The organism is Mesorhizobium sp. YM1C-6-2 (assembly GCF_003666685.1).
Taxonomy (GTDB): Bacteria; Pseudomonadota; Alphaproteobacteria; order Rhizobiales; family Rhizobiaceae; genus Mesorhizobium_K.
On sequence record NZ_RCIZ01000021.1, the window covers coordinates 16,583 to 35,696 of the forward strand.

Annotated in this window: 15 protein-coding genes; 7 read left to right on the forward strand and 8 right to left on the reverse strand. The window is 65.6% G+C overall.

All coding sequences use genetic code 11. The features are described 5' to 3' along the window. Positions 1 to 49: 49 nt before the first annotated feature. From D8676_RS26150 to D8676_RS26160, 3 genes are all read right to left on the reverse strand, one after another. Positions 50 to 1,354, reverse strand: coding sequence for an amidase family protein (locus tag D8676_RS26150; RefSeq protein ID WP_210210771.1), 1,305 nt, complete (start codon positions 1,352 to 1,354; stop codon positions 50 to 52). 182 nt (positions 1,355 to 1,536) lie between these two features. Then, entirely contained in the window at positions 1,537 to 3,306 is a 1,770-nt protein-coding gene (locus tag D8676_RS26155) for a hydantoinase B/oxoprolinase family protein (RefSeq protein WP_121584035.1), read from the reverse strand. 14 nt (positions 3,307 to 3,320) lie between these two features. Continuing rightward, positions 3,321 to 5,408, reverse strand: coding sequence for a hydantoinase/oxoprolinase family protein (locus tag D8676_RS26160; protein ID WP_121584036.1), 2,088 nt, complete (start codon positions 5,406 to 5,408; stop codon positions 3,321 to 3,323). 324 nt (positions 5,409 to 5,732) lie between these two features. Between D8676_RS26160 and D8676_RS26165 the strand changes: the two genes are divergently transcribed. Then, on the forward strand, positions 5,733 to 5,981 hold the full coding sequence (locus D8676_RS26165; RefSeq protein ID WP_121584037.1) for a DUF2934 domain-containing protein: 249 nt from the start codon (positions 5,733 to 5,735) through the stop codon (positions 5,979 to 5,981). 71 nt (positions 5,982 to 6,052) lie between these two features. Here D8676_RS26165 and ligD read toward each other — a convergent pair whose 3' ends face one another. Together ligD and D8676_RS26175 are read right to left on the reverse strand one after the other, a co-directional pair. After that, positions 6,053 to 8,557: a DNA ligase D gene (gene ligD / locus D8676_RS26170; protein ID WP_121584038.1), complete on the reverse strand. Its 2,505-nt coding sequence runs from the start codon at positions 8,555 to 8,557 to the stop codon at positions 6,053 to 6,055. 3 nt (positions 8,558 to 8,560) lie between these two features. Continuing rightward, a complete protein-coding gene (locus tag D8676_RS26175; protein ID WP_121584048.1) occupies positions 8,561 to 9,508 on the reverse strand; it encodes a Ku protein in 948 nt (315 codons plus the stop codon). A gap of 189 nt (positions 9,509 to 9,697) precedes the next feature. Here D8676_RS26175 and D8676_RS26180 point away from each other — a divergent pair, with 189 nt between their 5' ends. Both D8676_RS26180 and D8676_RS26185 read left to right on the forward strand, forming a co-directional pair. After that, a complete protein-coding gene (locus D8676_RS26180) occupies positions 9,698 to 10,477 on the forward strand; it encodes a glucose 1-dehydrogenase (RefSeq protein WP_121584039.1) in 780 nt (259 codons plus the stop codon). 231 nt (positions 10,478 to 10,708) lie between these two features. Then, a complete protein-coding gene (locus D8676_RS26185; RefSeq protein WP_210210772.1) occupies positions 10,709 to 11,368 on the forward strand; it encodes an SDR family oxidoreductase in 660 nt (219 codons plus the stop codon). 146 nt (positions 11,369 to 11,514) lie between these two features. Here D8676_RS26185 and D8676_RS26190 read toward each other — a convergent pair whose 3' ends face one another. From D8676_RS26190 to D8676_RS26200, 3 genes are all read right to left on the reverse strand, one after another. Beyond that, positions 11,515 to 11,889, reverse strand: a complete 375-nt coding sequence (locus tag D8676_RS26190) for a hypothetical protein (protein WP_121584040.1) — start codon at positions 11,887 to 11,889, stop codon at positions 11,515 to 11,517. Between the two features lie 12 nt (positions 11,890 to 11,901). Further along, a complete protein-coding gene (locus D8676_RS26195; RefSeq protein ID WP_121584041.1) occupies positions 11,902 to 13,089 on the reverse strand; it encodes a Gfo/Idh/MocA family oxidoreductase in 1,188 nt (395 codons plus the stop codon). 129 nt (positions 13,090 to 13,218) lie between these two features. Then, a complete protein-coding gene (locus D8676_RS26200) occupies positions 13,219 to 14,274 on the reverse strand; it encodes a sugar phosphate isomerase/epimerase (protein ID WP_121584042.1) in 1,056 nt (351 codons plus the stop codon). Between the two features lie 502 nt (positions 14,275 to 14,776). On the opposite strand from D8676_RS26200, the gene D8676_RS26205 reads away from it, so the two are divergent. The 4 genes from D8676_RS26205 (at position 14,777) to D8676_RS26220 (ending at position 18,854) form a co-directional block, all read left to right on the forward strand. After that, a complete protein-coding gene (locus tag D8676_RS26205; RefSeq protein ID WP_121584043.1) occupies positions 14,777 to 15,679 on the forward strand; it encodes a sugar phosphate isomerase/epimerase family protein in 903 nt (300 codons plus the stop codon). Between the two features lie 61 nt (positions 15,680 to 15,740). Beyond that, the gene (locus tag D8676_RS26210) at positions 15,741 to 16,910 is read left to right on the forward strand and encodes a mandelate racemase/muconate lactonizing enzyme family protein (RefSeq protein ID WP_121584044.1); all 1,170 of its coding nucleotides are present in this window, start codon (positions 15,741 to 15,743) and stop codon (positions 16,908 to 16,910) included. A 1-nt stretch (position 16,911) separates the two neighbouring features. Then, complete coding sequence (locus D8676_RS26215) at positions 16,912 to 17,625, forward strand: FadR/GntR family transcriptional regulator (RefSeq protein ID WP_121584045.1); 714 nt, start codon at positions 16,912 to 16,914, stop codon at positions 17,623 to 17,625. 239 nt (positions 17,626 to 17,864) lie between these two features. After that, a complete protein-coding gene (locus D8676_RS26220) occupies positions 17,865 to 18,854 on the forward strand; it encodes a hydroxyacid dehydrogenase (RefSeq protein WP_121584046.1) in 990 nt (329 codons plus the stop codon). Positions 18,855 to 19,114 lie beyond the last annotated feature (260 nt).

Here is a 19,114-nt window from a genome sequence, read left to right on the forward strand (position 1 = left end):
ATCCCGCCTGCTGCAAGCCGCCCGTAGCAGACCGGACGGGGCGCCGGGATCAGTTGCTGCGCAGGGCCCGCTCAACCTCCTGTCCGAACGCAAGCAATCGTTCGTCGTTGCCGTGTGTATCGCAAATCATGAGGCTTGTCGGCAAGCCCGCGTCGCTGTGGCCGTTCGGAATGGCGAGTGCGCAGAGCTCGAGCGGATTGCCGAGGCTGGCGTTGCGCAGGCTCAGCTGATTGATGCGGTAGAAAAGCTCGTCGTCCGCGTCCAGCGGAGCAACCTCCGGCGCGGTGTTCGGCGTGGTCGGCATGACCAGCAGCGCGCCGGCTAGCTGCCGCCGCAGCTCGGCCTCCAGCACCTGCCGCGACCGCTGGATGGTCAGCACGTCGTTCGAGGTCATACGCTTGCCGCCCAGTATCCGGTGCACAACCCGGCGGTCGATCTCCGACACCAGCGGGCTCTCCACCAGCTCGCGATGCTCGTGATAGGCTTCGGCAGCAACCAGCGTGCCGTGGGCGGCGGTAATCTCGGAGATCGCCGTAAGCGACGGCACGTCCTCCATCCTGACGGTGGCGCCGCGGGCCTTCAGCCGCTCCAGCGAGCGATGGAAGTTCCGCTCCACCGCCGGCGTCAGATCGTCGAGCACGATGTTGGTGGGGCAGAGCAGGACGAGGTCGCGCAGCGCCTGGCGCCGGGTCAGCGGCAAGGCATGGCCCTGCAGATAGTGAAACAGCAGCGCACAATCCTCGACGGAACGCGCAAGCGGGCCGATCGTGTCATAGGAGCGCGCCAGCATGAACATGCCGGTCCGGTCGATGCGGCCCGTGCTCGTCTTCAACCCGACGGTGCCGTTGAAGGACGCCGGGACCCGAACCGAGCCGCCGGTGTCGGAGCCGATGGCGCAGCAGGTCAGGCCGGCGGCCACGGCCGCGCCCGATCCCGAGGACGAGCCTCCCGGGGAGCGCGCAGTCTGCCGGTCGTTCGGATTGCGCGGCGTGCCGAAATGCGGGTTGAGACCAAGGCCGGAATAGGCGAATTCCGAGGTGTTCAGCTTGCCGAGCGTCACCATGCCAGCGGCCGACAGGCGGGCGACGCAACCGGCGTCCTTGTCGCGGACGCCAGCGCGCGCCCAGACCTTCGACCCCGCCGTGGTCACGGTTCCCTTGACGTCGAACAGGTCCTTCCAGGCGATCGGCACCCCGTCGAGCAGCGAGGCCGGAGCGCCGTCAGCATAGCGCTTCTCAGCGGCGCGCGCTTCTTCCAGCGCGCGATCGGCGGTGACGGTGATGAAGATTTTGTCGTCCGCCGCGGCTTCGATCCTGTCGAGCAGGTAGGCGACGAATTTCGTCGGCGTCAGCACACCGGATCGATATGCAAAAGCAAGGTCGACAGCCGTGGCTTTGCTGTAGCGTGCTTCTGTTTCTCGCAAAGTCGCACCTGTTCTCTGCGGCACGCGGGTGCCGGATACGCATTTTTACAAAGAGGGAAACCGCGGCTCGTGCGACGGCTGGCGGCACCCGTTAGCGGATGCCGCCAGTTATGTCAGGCGCGAAGCTCGGCCCGGCGCGCATTGGTCGCGGCGGCGTCGACCTGCCAGCCGTAGCCGTCATCCACCTCGGACAGCACGACGCCGTAGTCGTCACGAGCGTGGTCGACGCTGATGAACCCGTCGAGCACATCGTCCAGCACCATCTGCGGCTCGCGGTCGAGCGGGTCGCCATAACCACCGCCGGTCGGCGAGTAATAGCTGACCACGTCGCCATCTTCGGTGCGCAGGCCCGAGAATTTCGACGGGTGGCTGGTCAGGTTGCCGGTGTGGATGTTGTGGACTTCGACCTTCGAACCGGAACCTGCCTTGCCGCCGAAGATGCCCCAGGGCGCATCGTCGTTGCGGTCGGATTCATGCGTCATGAAGCCGGGCGTCAGATAGCGCTGCGACTTGACCACGCCGGCGCCGCCGCGGAACTTGCCGGCGCCGGGAGGGGCGTCGTCGCGAACCTCGTAGCGGTCGCAGATCAGCGGCAGGTGCATGCCGAGGTCTTCGAGCGGGTTGTTGCGCGTGTTGCGCATCAGCTCCTCGATCGTGTCCGGCCCGTCCGAGCGCGGACGCCCGCCCATCGCGGCCTCGTTCACCTCGAGGAACACCCAGTAATCACCGTTGCTGCGCACGCCCGAATAGGAGGCGAAGGACAGCACCGCGGCGTTGCCCGCCGTGCATTTGTCCGGCAGCACCGGCGCCAGCGCCTTGATGATCAGGTCGCAGAGCCGCTGGATCTGGCTGAACCGCGCCTCGGCCGCCGCCGGGGCGATCGGGTTGAAGATGCTGCCGAGCGGAGAGGTGACGGCGACCGGACGGAACGAACCCTCGTTCTGAGGGATGTGCTCCTGGTGGGTATAGGTATCCAGGAGCAGCGCGCGGAAGGCGAAGAAGCAGGCCACCTTGGTCGAGCCTTCGAACGGCACGTTGAAGGCGGTCGGCACCTGCGCCGACGATCCGGTGGTGTCGACCTCGACGCCGTCGCCGCGGACGCGCACCGTCACCTTCAGCGGCAGGTGCACGCCGCGATTGCGCCCGTCATCGTCAAGGAAGCCTTCGGCGACGTAGTCGCCGTCGGGTATCTTGGCGATCTCACGCCGCAGCATGGCTTCGGTATAGTCCATGAGCTGGTCGCAGGCCTGCTGGACGGTCGCCTTGCCATAGGTGGCGAAGAGTTCCTCGAAACGCTTGACGCCGAGTTCGGCCGAGGCGATCTGCGCCTCGAGGTCGCCCATCACCAGGCCCGGCACCCGGGTATTGCCCCGGATGTAGTTCCACATCGGGTCGTTGCGCTTGCCTTCGTCGTACAGCTTCACGGCGTTGAAGAGCATGCCCTCGGCGAAGACGTCGGGAATGTCGATGACGAGGCCCGGCGTGGCGGCGCCGATGTCGACATGGTGCGCGGTGTTGGCCGAGAAGCCGACCAGCTCGCCTTCATGGAACACCGGCATGACGACGCCGATGTCGGGCGAATGGCTGGCGCCGAGATAGGGGTGATTGTGGATCACCACGTCGCCGGGCTTCCAGTCGGTCAGCGGGATCGTCTTCTCGATGCCGCGCAGATAGGCCGGCAGCGAGCCGATATGCATCGGCGTCGAGTCGGATTCGCACAGCGTGTTGTACTGCAGGTCGAACAGCCCCGCGCCGAGATCCTGGCTCTCGCGGATGATCGAGGAATAGCTCATCCGGTAGAGCACGTTGCCCATCTGCTCGGCGATGGAGTGGAGCGCCCCGCCGATGACCTGGAGCGTGATCGGATCAACTTGTTTTGTCATGTCTTTGCTCCTCCTCAGCTGCGACGGACGATGAGTTCACCGTGCGGCATGACGCTGGCGGCATAGCCGGGCGGGATGACCGTGGTGGAATTGTGCTGCATGACCAGCGCCGGACCTTCGACGCGATCGTCGGCCTGCAGCTTCTCGCGGGCGTAGCGGGGCGTATCCCTTGTGGCGCCGTCGTCGAAGGTGGTCGGACGCACATACATCACCGCATCCTTCGGGTTGGTCTCGCCGCGCCGCGGCAGCGCCGGCAGCGTCAGCGTGTCGACCTCCACCGAGGCGATCAGGCGCAGGGTGATGATCTCGACGGTCTGGTCGCGGAAGGCATGGCCATAGACCAGCTTGTGGGCGTTGTAGAAATTGTCGATGACCGTTTCCGCGGCCGCCTTGTCGAACGGCCCCTTCGGCACTTCGGCGCGCAGCTCGAAACCCTGTCCTACGTAGCGGCATTCGGCGAAGACGCGGTAGCGCGCATCCGCGGCCGGCACGTTGTCGCTCGCCAGCTGCTCTGCGGCCTTGGCCCTGAGCTCGTCGAGGGCCGCGTTGACCCGCTCGAATCCATCGGCCTTGCCGGGATCGAGAACCTGGATCAGCGACTGCGTGTACTCATACTGCAGGTCGGTCACCAGGAGGCCGGAAGCGGCGGTGATGCCGGGATGGGTCGGCACGATCACCTCGTCGGCGCCGATCGCTTCGGCGAGCGAGGTCGAATGCAGCGGACCCGCGCCGCCGAAGCCCATCAGCGAATAGCCACGGGGGTCGATGCCCTTGGCGACGGAGTTCGCGTTGATCGCCAGCGCCATGTTGTTGTTGATGATCTTGAGGATGCCGAGCGCGGCGTCCTTGACGCTCATCCCGAGCTTATCGGCGATGTGTTCCTTCACCGCCGTATGGGACAGGGCGCCGTCGATCTTCAGGTCGCCGCCGAGGAACTGCTCGGGGTCCATGCGGCCGAGCACCACCTGGGCGTCTGTGACCGTCGGTTCGGTGCCGCCCTTCGCATAGCAGGCGGGACCGGGCACCGATCCGGCCGAGCGCGGGCCGACGCGGAACGCGCCGCCGGCGTCGATATAGGCGATGGAGCCGCCGCCCGCGCCGATGGCGTCGACGTCGATCATCGGCACCAGCACCGGCAGCCCGGCAGCTTCGGTGTCGCGCGGATTCTTGATGCGCAGCTCGCCGTCCTGGATGACCGAGATATCCGCCGAGGTTCCACCGATGTCGATGGTGATGATGTTGCGCCGGCCGCAGCTCTCGCCGGTCCAGCGGCCGCCGATGACGCCGCCTGCGGGGCCGGAAAGCAGCAGCGAGATCGGCAGCTCCGCCGCGCCCTTGATGGTCGAGATGCCGCCGTTCGACTGCAGCATCCTCACATGCGCGGTGACACCGTTGCCGTTCAGCCGCTGCTCCAGGTTGCGCAGGTAGAGCGCGACGCGCGGGCCGATATAGGCGTTCATCGCGGTGGACGAGAAGCGCTCGTACTCGCGCATCGTGTTCACGACCTCGGCCGAGGTGCAGACATAGGCCTCCGGCAGGAAGCCACGCACGATCTCCTTCGCCCGCAGCTCGTGCTCGTTGTTCAGGAACGAGAACAGGAAGCCGACGATGACCGCGTCCATGCCGCGCTTGGCCAGCAGCTCGGCGGCCGCCTTCACCTCGTCCTCGGCGAGCGGCACCGCGATCTCGCCGGTCGGCGGCATGATGCGCTCGGTGATCGGCAGCCGGTCGCGGCGGCGCACCAGCGGCTTCGACTGCCAGGGAACGTCGAACTGCAGCGAGAAATTATGCGGCCGCTTGTGGCGCGCCATGTGCAGGATGTCGCGGAAACCGCGGGTGGTCAGCATGCCGACCTTGGCGCCGTTGCGCTCGATCACCATGTTGGTGGCGACAGTCGTCCCGTGGAAGACCTGGTCCACCGCCGACGGGGCGACGCCCGCGATCTGGCAGACTTTCAGGATTCCCTCGACCACGCCTTCCGATTGATCCTGCGGCGTGCTGGAAACCTTGGTGACATGCACTTCGCGGCGTCCGTCCGCGTGCACGTTCTCCAGGACGATGTCGGTAAACGTACCGCCAACATCAACCCCTACTCTGATCATGCTCAACTCCCTTATTTTCTCCCGCCCTTCGAGGAAGGACGGAAATCTCCTCCGCCGGTGGCTGCACCCGCTGAAGCATGCTGCAACTGACGGTTGTCGGCGTAGCAAGGATGGTAGAGGGCGCGGCCGGAAAGCAGAAATCAGAAATTTGACGAGTTTAATGCCGTTTCATTATCACTGCCGGAAGCCCTTGTCCGGCCTGCTTTTACGTCGGCAGACATGGCCTCGCCGGGGGCTTGCTCCGCGTCACTACGCCCGCGTCCTCGGGCTCTGTCGGATTGCCGCGATTGTGCTAGGATCGGCTTCGATGGACTGGAGGCCAGTATGAGCGACGACAGGCAACATCGTATCCGTCAACGCGCGCACGCCATTTGGGAAAGCCATGGACGCCCGCATGGTCACGACCGCGACCACTGGGATCAGGCCACGCGCGAGATCGACGCCGAGGACGCGGCAGTGAAGAAGCCGGCCCGCGCCGCAGCCGCTGCGAAACCCAAAACCGCCGCCAAGCCAAAACCCGCCCCCAAGGCTCCGGCTGCGAAAAAACCAGCCGCGAAAGCCAAGGCGAAGTAGCCAGGCCCGACCATTGATCATGGTTTGCTCGGCGTCCCGCCGCGCGCTCTTGGATGCTGGCGGAAAGGCCGCTACAGTTTCAGTGGCTTTGCCGTCTTGAAGAAATCGGCCCAGGGATCGGGCCTTTTCAGCGCGTCCTCCAGCGCCTTCGAGCCGATCGGGAAATCGGCCGGCCCGATACCGTCCTTCACCATCTCGAACGTCACCGGCACCGCGACCGTCGCGTTCGGCTTGCCCCTTGACGACCACGGCGCCACCGCCGTCGCGCCGCGACCGTTACGGAGATAGTCGACGAAGATGCGCCCCTTGCGCGCCTTCTTCGACAGCACCGACGTGTAGCGGTCCGGCGCGGTCTGCTCCATGGCGCGGGCGAAGTCGTGCGCGAAGGTCTTCACCTTGTCCCATTCCGCCCTCGGCTTCAGCGGCACGACGACATGGAAACCCTTGCCGCCCGATGTTTTGACGAAGCTCGGCAGGCCGAGCACGTCCAGCCGCTCCTTGACGTCGAGCGTCGCCGCCCTGACATCCCCGACATCGAGCCCTTCGTCGGGATCGAGGTCGAAGATGATCTGGTCGGGTTTTTCGATGGCGTCGAGCGTCGAGCCCCAGACATGCACCTCGACCACGCCGAACTGCACCAGCGCGGCCAGCCCGTCGAAATCGCGGATCGACAGCAGCTCCTCGCCGTCCTCCGGATCGCTGGTGCGGATGATCGCCTCGTGCATGCCCTTCGACGCATGCTTCTGGAAGAAGCGCTGCCCGTCGACGCCGTCGGGCGCGCGCACCAGGGCGAGCGGCCGGTTGACGACGAACGGCTCCATGCGCGGCCACACTTTTTCGTAGTGGCCGAGCAGATCCTCCTTGCTGATGCCGGCCTCCGGCCACAGCAGCTTGTCGGGACTGGTCAGCGTCACGGACATGGTACCGGTCTTCCTCCGGGCAGGCTTGGCGGCGCCGGGCTTGGCCGTCTTCGCCTTGCCGCCATCTTTGGCCAGAACGCCGGTTTCGGCAACGACCTCCTTGGCCGGCTTGTCCTCGCGCAGCCCCTGGAAAGAGGCCTGGCGCAATATGCCGTCGCTGGTCCAGCTCCGGAACTCGATCTCCGCGACCAGTTCCGGCTTCGCCCACACCACCTTTTTGTCCCTGGCCTCGGGCCCCTCGATCGCCGGTTCTTTCGTCTTGATGCGGTCGAGCCGCTTCTTCAGCTCATTGGTGACCGCGCCGGAAAATCCCGTGCCCACCCGGCCGCCATAATGCAGCTTGCCCTTCTCGTAATAACCGACAAGCAGCGAGCGCAGGCCGCGGCCCGCCGCCTGCGAGGGCACGTAGCCGAGGATCACGAATTCCTGCCTCAGCGTGCATTTCGACTTGATCCAGGCGAGGCTGCGCCCGCTCCGGTAAGGCGCATCGGCGCGCTTCGACACCACGCCTTCGAGCCCCATCTTGCAGGCATGCGCCAGCATGGTCTGCCCCGGCGCGACGAAATGCTCGCTGTAGCGCACCGGCGACGGCTCCTCGGTCGCGACCAGCCCGTGCAGCTTCGCCTTGCGCTCGACCAGAGGCTCGTCCCGCAGGTCTTCGCCGTCGAGGCGCAGCAGGTCGAACGCGTAGAACAGCATGCGCTCGGTCCTGCCCGAGGAAAGTGCTGCCTGCAGCGCGGAGAAGGAAGCAACACCCTTGTCGGAGAGCACCGCCACCTCGCCGTCGATTACCGCGTCCTCGCAGTCGAGCCCCGCCAGCGCCTCGGGGATCGCCTTGCCGAACTTGCCGGTCCAGTCGAGGCCCTTGCGCGTGAACAGCTTCACCTTGCCGCCGGCGATATGCGCCTGGATGCGGTAGCCGTCGAACTTCACCTCATGCAGCCATTCCTCGCCCGAGGGCGGGTTCGATCGCAGCGTGGCGAACTGCGGCTCGATGAAATCGGGCATCGCCGCCGCCTTTCGCTTGCCCGGTTTCGGCGAAGCGCCCTTCTTCAATCTTGGCTGTTTCGTCGGCGCCTCCTTCCCCGCCGCGACCTCGTCATTCGTCCGCCCGGACTTCACCGAGCGCGGCTCTTCCTCCAATATGTCCTCGCCGGGCCGCGCGAACCGGTCGTCCGATTTGATCAGCAGCCAGTTGTCGCGCTTCTCGCCAGGCCGGGGCTTCAGCCGCACCAGATGCCAGGCGCCGTTGAGCTTGTGCCCGGCGAGTTCGAAGCGGATATGGCCCTTCTTCATGCCGGCTGCGGGATCGCCCTCCGGCGTCCATCGCCCTTCGTCCCAGACGATCACCGAGCCCGCGCCGTACTGTCCCTCGGGGATGTTCCCTTCGAACGAACCGTAGTCCAGCGGATGGTCCTCGACATGGACGGCGAGCCGCTTCTCGTGCGGGTCGAGGCTCGGGCCACGCGTCACCGCCCAGCTCCACAGCACACCGTCATGCTCGAGCCTCAGATCGTAGTGCAGCCGGGTGGCGTCGTGCTTGTGGATGACGAAGAGGCCGCCTGCCCCCTTGGCCGTGCCGCGCGCCCGCCTTCCCGGCGGCTCCGACGTCCGCTTGAAATTACGTTTGGCGCGGTAGGTCTCGAGGCTGTCCATGGATCAGGCCGATGTCCGCTTCTTTGCCGAGCTCTTCCTGCCCGTCGTTTTCTGGGTCGCCGTTTTCTTGGCCCGGCTCGCAGCCGTCTTTCGTTTGGCTGGCGGCTTGCGCGGCGCCGGCTTTTTCTGCGGCTCCTCGCGCTTCGTCTTCGGCTCGTTGTCGTTGCCGCCCGACGCCAGGCTCTTCTTCAGCGCGTCGAAGAGGTTGATGACGTTGGACGGCCTGTCCTCGGCCTCCCGCGCCGGCGCCTTGCGGCCGCCCTTCTTCTTGGTCGACTGGATCAGTTCGAGCATCGCCTGTCCGTAGCGGTCCTCCAGCTTCGACGGATCGAACTTGCCTTTCTTCCGGTCGATGACGCGCATCGCGAGGTCCAGCATGTCCTCGTCGATCTTGACCTTGTCGAGCCCGTCATATGCGTCTTCGGCAGAGCGCACCGTGTCGCCATAGCGCAGCGTCGTCAAAAGCATGCCCTTGCCGAAAGGCTCGATCATGCAGGGGCGCTCGCGCTGGTAGAGAACGATGCGCGCCAGTCCCGCCATCTTCTTGGTCTCCAGCGCCTGGCGGATGACCGCGAAGGCTTCTTCCGAGACCTTGTCGGCGGGGGCGAGATAATAGGGTTTTTCGATATAGACGGGATCGACTTCCGCCTTGTCGACGAAACTGTCGAGCGCGAGCGTGTGGGAGGATTCGATCTGGACGGCTTCTATGTCCTCGTCCTCGATCAGCAGGAACTCGCCCTTCTCGACCTCGTAGCCGCGCACCTCGTTCTTCTCGTCGACCGGCTTGCCGCTTTCGGAATCGACATATTGCCGGCGCACGGCATTGCCGGTCTCCCGATTGAGCGTGCGGAAGGAGACCTTTTCACTCTGCGTCGTCGCGCCCGAAAGCTCGACCGCGCAGGTGACGAGGGAAAGTTTCAGATAACCTTTCCAGGCGGGGCGGGGCGCCATGACGAACTCCACTGACTTGATCCCGGAAGGGGACCTTTCGGGCCCGAGCGAAGGCGCGCGTCGTCGCGCTGTCAGGCGCCGCATCCGACATAATGCCCGGCGCCGCTCTTCGTTCCAGCGCCAGCCGCTATCCCGCAAAGCCGGCTGGCGCTAAAACTGAAGCTTGGCTCGGACAGGGGAGGGAAACCGATGACCGCAACAACGACGCCAAGCTTCGATCTGACCGGCAGGATCGTCATGGTGACGGGCGCCACGCGCGGCATCGGCCGCGCCGCCGCACTCGCCTGCGCCGGTGCTGGCGCCGACATGATTGTCGGCGTGCGCAAGCCGAGGGACGGCAAGGCGCTGGTCGCCGAGATCGAGGCGCTCGGCCGCCGCGCGCTGGCGGTCCAGATGGACCTCGCCGACCTCGCTTCGATGCGCAAGGCAGTCGCGAAAGCCCAAAAGCATTTCGGCCGCATCGACGTCCTGGTCAACAATGTCGGCATCGGCCCCGAAAACCTTGCCGAGGACGTCACCGAGGAGGATTTCGACTACACGGTGAACATCAACCTCAAGGGCACGTTCTTCACCACGCAGGCGGTGGGCAGGCTGATGATCGCCCAAAAATCCGGCCGCATCATCAACATCAGCTCGCAGGCGGGCACGGTCACGCTGCGCGGCGAAGCGATCTATTGCATGAGCAAGGCCGCCATCAACCACCTGACCCGCTGCCTCGCGGCCGAATGGGCGCGGCACGGCATTGCGGTGAACAGCATCGCGCCGACCTTCATCTGGACCGACGGCACCCGCCCGAGCTTGGAAAATCCCGACTTCCACAAGCACGTGCTCGACCACATTCCGCTCGGCCGCATCGGCCACCCGATCGACGTCGCCGGCGCCGTCGTCTTCCTGGCGTCGCCGGCCGCCTCGCTGATCACCGGCGCCAACCTCATGGTCGACGGCGGCTGGTCGGTGGCAGGCGGGTAACGACGGGCGCTGGCGAGCAGCCTTCCTTGAATGGCAGCATGGTCGCTTGAGCGACGCCGTCATTCGGCACGCATGCTTGAATGCGTCCATCGGATGCCATAGAGAGCCACGCTCCAGGAGAGACCATGGCTGACCAGATCTGATCCGATCGCGACCAACGTCGCCTGATCGTGCCCCGCAGGAGCGCATCGCGCTTCTGTGCAACGCGGTAGCTCAATCTGGTTGTCACACATGAAATTCGACTTCGGCCTGTCCGGCAGGAACTATCTCGTCACCGGCGCCAATTCCGGCATAGGACGTGCGATTGCCATCGCCCTCGGCGAGCAGGGCGGCAACGTCGCGGTCCACTATCTGCCCAGGACGGAACTGGCCGAGGGGACGGCCCATACCGTACTCGGCAAGGAGACCGCTTTCGAGGTCGCCGAAACCATCCGCCGCAGCGGCGGCAAGGCAGCGCCGCTGCCTGCCGATCTGTCTAAGGAACAGGAAATCCTTCGCCTGATTTCCAACGCGGAAGACGCCATCGGTCCGCTCGACGGGCTCGTCAACAATGCGGCGGCATGCGCGTTGCCTGACACCGTTCTCGACGCCGATTTCGACCGTTATCGTCGGCACTACGACGTCAATCTGGCGGCGCCGACGCTGCTCATGCGCGACCTCGCCCGCCGGATTTCAGGGCGCGCCCAATCCATCGCCCGCATCGTGAATATCAGCACGGATGCAGCCCGCGCCTTTCCGGGCCAGGTCTTCTACGGCACCAGCAAGGCCGCCATCGAGGCGATGACGCGGGCAGCCGCGATCGAACTGGGCCGCTCGGCATCACCATCAACGCCGTTGCGCCGGGGCCGGTCCAGACGGGCTACATCGACGATGCGCTGGCCGCCGAGGTAATCCCCTCGATCCCGCTTCGCCGTCTCGGAACGCCGGAAGATATCGCCGCAGCCGTTCTGTTCCTGCTCAGCGATGCATCGGCATGGGTTACGGGCCAGGTCGTCCAGGTGGCGGGCGGACACGCGCTCTGATCCGGCGGCAGGCCGTCATTCCATATAGCGTCGCGCGAGCAGCGCTTCGGCGCGAAGGGCCTCGGCGCGATCCGCTTTGTTGAGATGCATCATTTCGGCAGCCGCGGTTTCGCGTTCCAGCACTTCCGCTGCCAGGATCGCACGCACCGCAGCTTCGCTCAGCGAGAGCCTTTCGACCTCCGCCGATCCGTCGCGGAAACGGTGTTGGTCCGCTGCCTTTCGACTACCGTCGAGAGGCGGCGCCTCGGCATTGTCGATCGCTGCCAGGAGGACCCGGATGAGCGCCGCTTCCGATGCGCGCCCACCCTTCATCGCTTCGCGCAGGTCGGCGCGCAGCCGGTTCTTCATCTCGGCGCCGGCATCGCCTGCCGGATCGAGGCGCTCGGTCATGAAAGAGCGCCCTTAGAGCTTTGTCCAGGCGCCGTTCTTCTTCGACGATTTCACGCAGGCCTCGACGAAAGCGACGCCTTCGACACCGTCCTGCACGGTCGGATAGATGACGTCCTTAGCCGGCTTTCCACCTTTCCGGCGCGCTGCGCGGATCGCCCGCGCCGCCTCCTGGTAGATGTTGGCGAAACCTTCGAGATAACCTTCCGGATGGCCCGGGGGCACCCGGGTCAGCCGTGCCGCGACCGATGTCGCGCCGGCCCCGGCGCGGGTGATGAGCTGCTTCGGCTGTCCGAACGGCGTGTACCAGAGATAGTTCGGGTCGGCCTGCACCCATTCGATGCCGCCCTTGGTGCCGTAGACCCGGAGCTTCAGCCCGTTCTCATGGCCCGGCGCCACCTGGCTCGCCCAGATCATGCCCTTCGCCGCCGGCGCCTTGCCGGCCGGCTTGAAGCGCAGCAGCACGTTGACGTTGTCGTCGACCTTGCGGCCCGGCACGAAGGCGTCGAGGTCGGCCGACAGCTCGGCGAGTTCGAGGCCCGAGACGAAACGGGCAAGATTGTAGGCATGCGTGCCGATGTCGCCGGAGGCGCCGCCGGCGCCCGACTGTTTCGGGTCGGTGCGCCATGCCGCCTGCTTCGAGCCGGCCGCCGCCGCATCCTCGGTCAGCCAGTCCTGCGGATACTCCGCCTGCACGACGCGGATGTCGCCGAGCTGGCCCTTCGCCACCATGTCGCGCGCCTGCCTCACCATCGGATAGGCGGTGTAGTTGTGGGTGAGCACGAACACCTTGCCGGTCTTTTCGACGAGCGCGGCGAGCTTCTTGGCATCGGCGAGGTTGGAGGTCAGCGGCTTGTCGCAGATGACGTGGATGCCGACCTCGAGGAAGGCCTTCGCCGCCGGATAGTGCACATTGTTCGGCGTCACGATCGCCACCGCCTCGATGCCATCGGGACGTTTTGCTTCCGCCTTCGCCATCTCGAGGAAGGAACCGTAGCTGCGCGCCGGATCGAGCCTCAGTTCGGCGGCCGAGGCCTTGGCCCGCGCGGGGTCCGACGACAACGCGCCGGCCACCAGCTCGAACTCGCCGTCCATGCGCGCGGCCAGCCGGTGCACTGCGCCGATGAAGGCGCCCTGGCCGCCGCCGACCATGCCGTAGCGGATCGGGCCCTGTCCGGATTCAACCTGTCTGCCGCTGACCATTTGTGTGTCCCTCCTTCGAAAATCAGGGGAGTAAGGGAGATAGGGGGAGTAGGTTAGTAGGGTCCTCGGGATCCGGCTGCGCCTGCCGCTATCGACCCTACTTCCCTATTCCCCTACTAACCTACTCCCTTAAATCCCCATCATCTTCCTGAGCAGCTTCTTGTCCGTCGCGCCGCCGGCGAAATCGTCGAACGCCTTCTCCGTCACGCGGATGATGTGGCTGGCGATGAAGGGCGCGCCTTCCGCCGCGCCGTCCTCCGGATGCTTCAGGCAGCATTCCCATTCCAGCACCGCCCAGCTGTCGTAGTCGTACTGCGCGAGTTTCGAGAAGATGCCGGAGAAATCGACCTGCCCGTCGCCCAGCGAGCGGAAGCGGCCGGCGCGGTTCACCCAGCCCTGGTAGCCGGAATAGACGCCCTGGCGGCCGTCGGGATTGAACTCCGCGTCCTTCACGTGGAAGGCTTTTATGCGCTCGTGATAGATGTCGATGAAGGCGAGATAGTCGAGCTGCTGCAGCAGGAAGTGCGACGGGTCGTAGTTGATGTTGGCGCGTCTGTGCCCGCCGACCGCGTCCAGAAACATCTCGAAGGTGGCGCCGTCGAAGAGGTCTTCGCCCGGATGGATCTCGTAGCCGACGTCGACGCCGACGTCGTCATAGGCGTCGAGGATCGGCTTCCAGCGCTTGCCGAGTTCCGCAAAAGCTTCCTCGATCAGGCCGGCTGGCCGCTGCGGCCACGGATAGAGATAGGGGAAGGCGAGCGCGCCGGAGAAGGTCACCGAGACGTCCAGCCCGAGGTTGCGCGACGCCTTGGCGCCGAACTTCATCTGCTCGACCGCCCATTTCTGTCGCGCCTTCGGATTGTTGTGCACCGAGGCGGGCGCAAAACCGTCGAACTGGGCGTCATAGGCCGGATGCACCGCGACCAGCTGGCCCTGCAGATGCGTCGACAGCTCGGTGATCTCGACGCCGGCTTCCGCGCAGATGCCCTTCACCTCGTCGCAATAGGCCTTCGAGCCCGCCGCCTTCTTGAGGTCGAACAGGCGGCCGTCCCAGGTCGGGATCTGCACGCCCTTGTAGCCGAGCCCAGCCGCCCATTTGGTGATCGACTTCAGCGAATTGAACGGCGCTGCGTCGCCCGCGAACTGCGCCAGAAAAATCGCGGGTCCCTTCATCGTCTTAGGCACGAAATCCTCCCTCGGCTGACCTCTCGGCGGTCAGCAATCGGTTTGCATCCTTGTCGCTGAATGTCCAGCAGGTTCGGCGGATACTGTCCTCGCCCGTACTGCCTCGGCGCCTGCCGAGAGCCATGGCCGGCGGCGCCCACCAGACCGCCGGCCATTAGCCTCTCCCCCATGGAAGCCGGACGCATCACTCATATCGGCATCCATGTTACCCGCCCATTCTGGTATTACCAAATTTCGCCATTCGGTCAAGCCGCCCCGTCCGCTACACTGATGCCGCGTAAATTTTCGCGTCCCGTAATAACTCTATTCTGTTCAGCCACTTAGGCTATATCCCCATGCCCTACAGCCAGCGGCTTGCGGGTGGATTTTTTTTGCTATAGAGGTCGAGACAGCCCCAATTGGTCGAACCAGATTCAGACTGGAGCGCTGCCAGGCGGGAGGGAAGAGGAGCCAACGACCCCGGGCGGGCTCGCGCGGGGCGAATTTCGGGAGAGAGAAGACCATGCATCTTTCAACACACAACTGGATGCGCGCCGAGCCGCTGGAAGTCACCCTCAAGCGGATCAAGAAGTTCGGCTACGAGTCGATCGAGATTTCCGGCGAGCCCGAACAGTACAAGCCGGCCGAAACCCGCAAGCTCCTCAAGGAATACGGCATCCGCTGCTGGGGCGCCGTCACGCTGATGCTCGGCGAGCGCAACCTCGCCGCCAAAGACCAGGGCCAGCGCGAGCGCTCGGTGAAATACGTCAAGGACGTGCTCACCATGATCAGCGAGCTGGAGGGCGAGATCATCACGCTGGTGCCCGGCACCGTCGGCAAGGTGACGCCCGACGCCACCGAGGAGGAGGAGTGGAAGTGGCTGGTCGACGCCACCCGCGAGTGCTTCACCCACGCCAAGAAAGTCGGCGTCAGGATCGCGATCGAGCCCCTGAACCGCTTCGAGACCTATATCTTCAACCGCGGCGAACAGGCGCTGGCGCTCGCCGACGCGGTGAGCCCGGAATGCGGCGTCTGCCTCGATGCCTATCACATCCACATGGAGGAGTTCGACGTCGAGGAGGCGATCCGCAAGGCGGGAAAGCGCCTGTTCGACTTCCACGTCGCCGACAACAACCGCTTCGCCGCCGGCCTCGGCACCATCGACTGGCCGAGGATCGTCGGCATCCTCAAGGACATCGGCTATGACGGCGCGCTCACCAACGAGTTCGTCGCCCCGGTCGACCGCACGCCGGCCAACCGCTACCCGGAGATGGTCGAGCGCAACCCCGTCGACATCTCGCCGGAGCAGCTGAAGTTCATCCAGGACCACGGCTCCAGCGTGCTGACGGAAAAGTTCTACACCGACCAGATGCGCATCACGGCGGAGACCATCCTGCCGCTGATCGGCAAGAAGATGCCGGCCTGAGCGGCACGCAGACCCGGCAACGACCAGTCCGCCAGCGGCCCTGCCCCGGCAAAGGAGTATAATGCGTATCAAGAGCGTCAGGGCCTGGTGGGTCCGCATCCCGATCGAAACCAGTCGCCAGCACCGCAGCGACTTCGGTCAGGTCAGGACATTCGATGCCGCCATCCTGCGCATCGAGACGGATGACGGGCTGGTCGGCTGGGGCGAGGGCAAGAACGCCGCCGGCAGCGCCGGCGACTATGGCGCGCTCGTCCACATGCTCAACCAGGAGGTCGGCCCGCAGCTCGTCGGCATGCATGCCGGCGACATCGGCGTGATCTGGGAGATGCTCTACAACGGCGTCCGCTCCGATCTCGCCGCGCGCGAGGGCCATGCCATGCCGCAGATGGCGCGGCGCGGCATGACCATCGCGGCGATCTCGGCCGTCGACATCGCGCTCTGGGACATCCTCGGCAAGTCGCTCGGCGTGCCGGTCTGGCGGCTGCTCGGCGGCCGCAAGCTGGAGCGCATGCCGGCCTACGCCTCGGGCGGCTGGGCGCCGGCCGAGACGATCGGCGGACAGCTCAGATCCTATATCGACCAGGGCGGCTTCAAGGCGGTGAAGATGCGGGTCGGCGCCATGGACGGCGCGCCGCATGTGTCGGCGGCGCGCGTCAAGGCGGCCCGCGCGGCGATCGGCCCCGACATCGAGCTCGCGGTCGACGCGCACGGCACCTATACGGTCGCAGGCGCGCGGCGCTTTGTGCAGATGGTGGAGGATTGCGACCTCGCCTGGTTCGAGGAGCCCATCATCGCCGACGACAAGCCGGGCATGGCGGAGCTCAGGGCATCCGGCAACGTGCCGGTCTCGACCGGCGAGAGCGAGGCGACGCGCTACGCCTTCCGCGACCTCGCCGTGCTCCGGGCCGCCGACATCTTCCAGCCCGACCCCGCTTTCTGCGGCGGCATTTCCGAGGCGATGAAGATCGGCGCCATCGCCAGCGCCTTCAATCTGAGGCTGGCGCCGCATCTGTGGGCCGGAGCGCCTTGCTTCTTCGCCGGGCTCCATATATGCGCGGCCTCGCCGGCCAGCTTCACGGTCGAATATTCGCTCGGCGCAAATCCGATGATTCACGACCTCGTCGAGGATAAGATCGAAGTGCGCGACGGCCTCATCGCCATCCCGGAAAAACCTGGCCTCGGTTTTACCGTGTCGGAAAAGTTCCTGGAGGCCCACGCGCAGGGCGCTTAGAATGAAAGAGAAGAACCTGCTCGCCGAGCTCGCCGCGTACCTGTTCTCCGCTTCCAACAGCGAGACCGGGCGGACCCCGTCCGAGCGTGAGCTTGCCGAGCATTTCTCCGTCAGCCGCGGGCAGATCCGCGAGGCGCTGGCCATCCTTGAGGCCATGCAGATCGTCGAGCGCCGCGCCAAGTCCGGCATCTACCTCACCACCAGGCAGGCGAGCGTCGAGGCGATGGCGCTGTTCGCCAAGGCTGGCGTGCCGCTCGATCCGATCCAGATCTATGAGACGGTTGAGCTTCGCAAGATCCACGAGATCAAGGCGGCCGAGCTCGCCTGCAGCCGGGCGACCGAGGAGAATTTCGAGCGGCTTCGTGAGATCCTGCATGAATCGGAGCTGAGGCTCGCCGCCGGCGAGGGCATCGCCAGGGAGGACCGCGATTTTCATCTCGAGATCGTGCGAGCGACCAAGAACAGCGTCTTCCACAAGGTCTGCAGCGTCTATTACGTGATGGGCGAGCGGCGCCTGCCGATCTACTTCCAAGATCCCGAGCGCGGCCGCAAATCGCATGCAGAGCACCTGCAGATCTTCGATGCGCTGCTGAAGCGTGACGGCAATCTCGCCCAGGCGCTGATGAGCGCCCACCTGCAGGGCGTCGAGAGTTACTGGAAGGACCTCATCCAGGGCGGTCCGCAGGAAGCCGGGAAGACGCTGGCGCCGGCCTAGGGCACTTCCACCGGAGTGTGCAGCGTTTGCGTCCGGAATTGCATAAAAACAAGTAGATAGAGTGGCTCCGCGATGCGGAGAAAGGCGAAGGCCACTAGCGCAAGTCCGGGAAAAATGGGAACCAGTTTCCACTTGGAATTGCGATAGGGCGAACAGCTCGCGCGGCCGGCGGCCGCAGGGCTGCGCGCGGATGGGCGGCTCAGCCGCAAAGCGTGGTGGCAACGGTTTCGGAAGAGCTCATGTCTCGTCAGAAAAAGCCCGTCATCTTCTCGACGCACCCGCTGCACGAAAGGGCGGCCGCCCTGCTCGACGGCCACGGCAAGCTCGTCGTGGCGACCGCGATCGACGCGGTGACGCTTGCCGACGAGGCACGCGACGCCGACATCGTCATCGTGCGCGCCAACCTTCCCCCGGTGCTGTTCGAGCGCTCGAAAAAGCTGCGGGCGGCAATCCGCCATGGCGCCGGTCTCGACATGATCCCGATGGAGGCTGCGACCAGGGCCGGCGTGCTGGTCGCCAACGTGCCGGGAGCGAACGCCCGCACGGTTGCCGAGCACGTGATCTGGACATCGATGGCGCTGCTCAGGAAATTCCGCCAGGTCGATCGCGACCTCAGGAAGATCGGCTGGCTCGCCGGGCGCGAGCACGCCGCCTCCGGCGGCGATCTTTCCGGCCGCACGATAGGCATCATCGGCTTCGGCGCGGTCGGACGCCATGTCGCCGACATCGCCGCGAAGGGTTTTGGCCTCGATGTGATCGTCAACAGCCGCGCGCCGCGCGACCTGCCGGACCATGTGCGTTTCGCCTCCGTCGACGAGCTGGTCGAGGCGAGCGACATCGTCGTGCTCTGCTGCCCGCTGACGCTGGAGACCACTGGGCTGATCGGCCGCGAACGCATCGCGCGGATGAAGCAAGGCGGGCTGCTGATCAACGTTTCGCGCGGACCCGTCGTCGAGGATGCGGCTCTCATCGAGGCGCTCTCCGAAGGCCACATCGGCGGTGCCGCGCTCGACGTTTTTGCCACGCAGCCGCTGCCGCCGGACCACCCCTATCTCGGCTTCGACAATGTGATCGTCACGCCGCATATGGCGGGGATCACCGAGGAGAGCATGATGCGCATGGGGGTCGGCGCCGCGGAAGAGACCATCCGCGTGCTGTCAGGCGAGCTGCCGGCAAACCTCCGCAACCCCGAAGTGGTCGAGCACTATCGCAGCCGCTTCCCTGCGTAACCGCGCGGGCATCTGCGTGGATAATTTCCGCACGGTCTTTCGCAACTGAAGATCTTTTTGGTCCGGCAAAGCATGGTGCAAGCGATTGGAAGCGCTTTGCCTTTCGCGCGTGGCGGCGTCATGTGCACCGTCTTGCGGGTAAAAATCTTTTCGCAACTGCACTCACACCCTTCCAACTCGATTGATACTTGGCCCATCGCTCTCGCGGGAACCCGGGTCATGGACCGGATGACGGGGAGGGCGGCGGTGACCTCCCACCC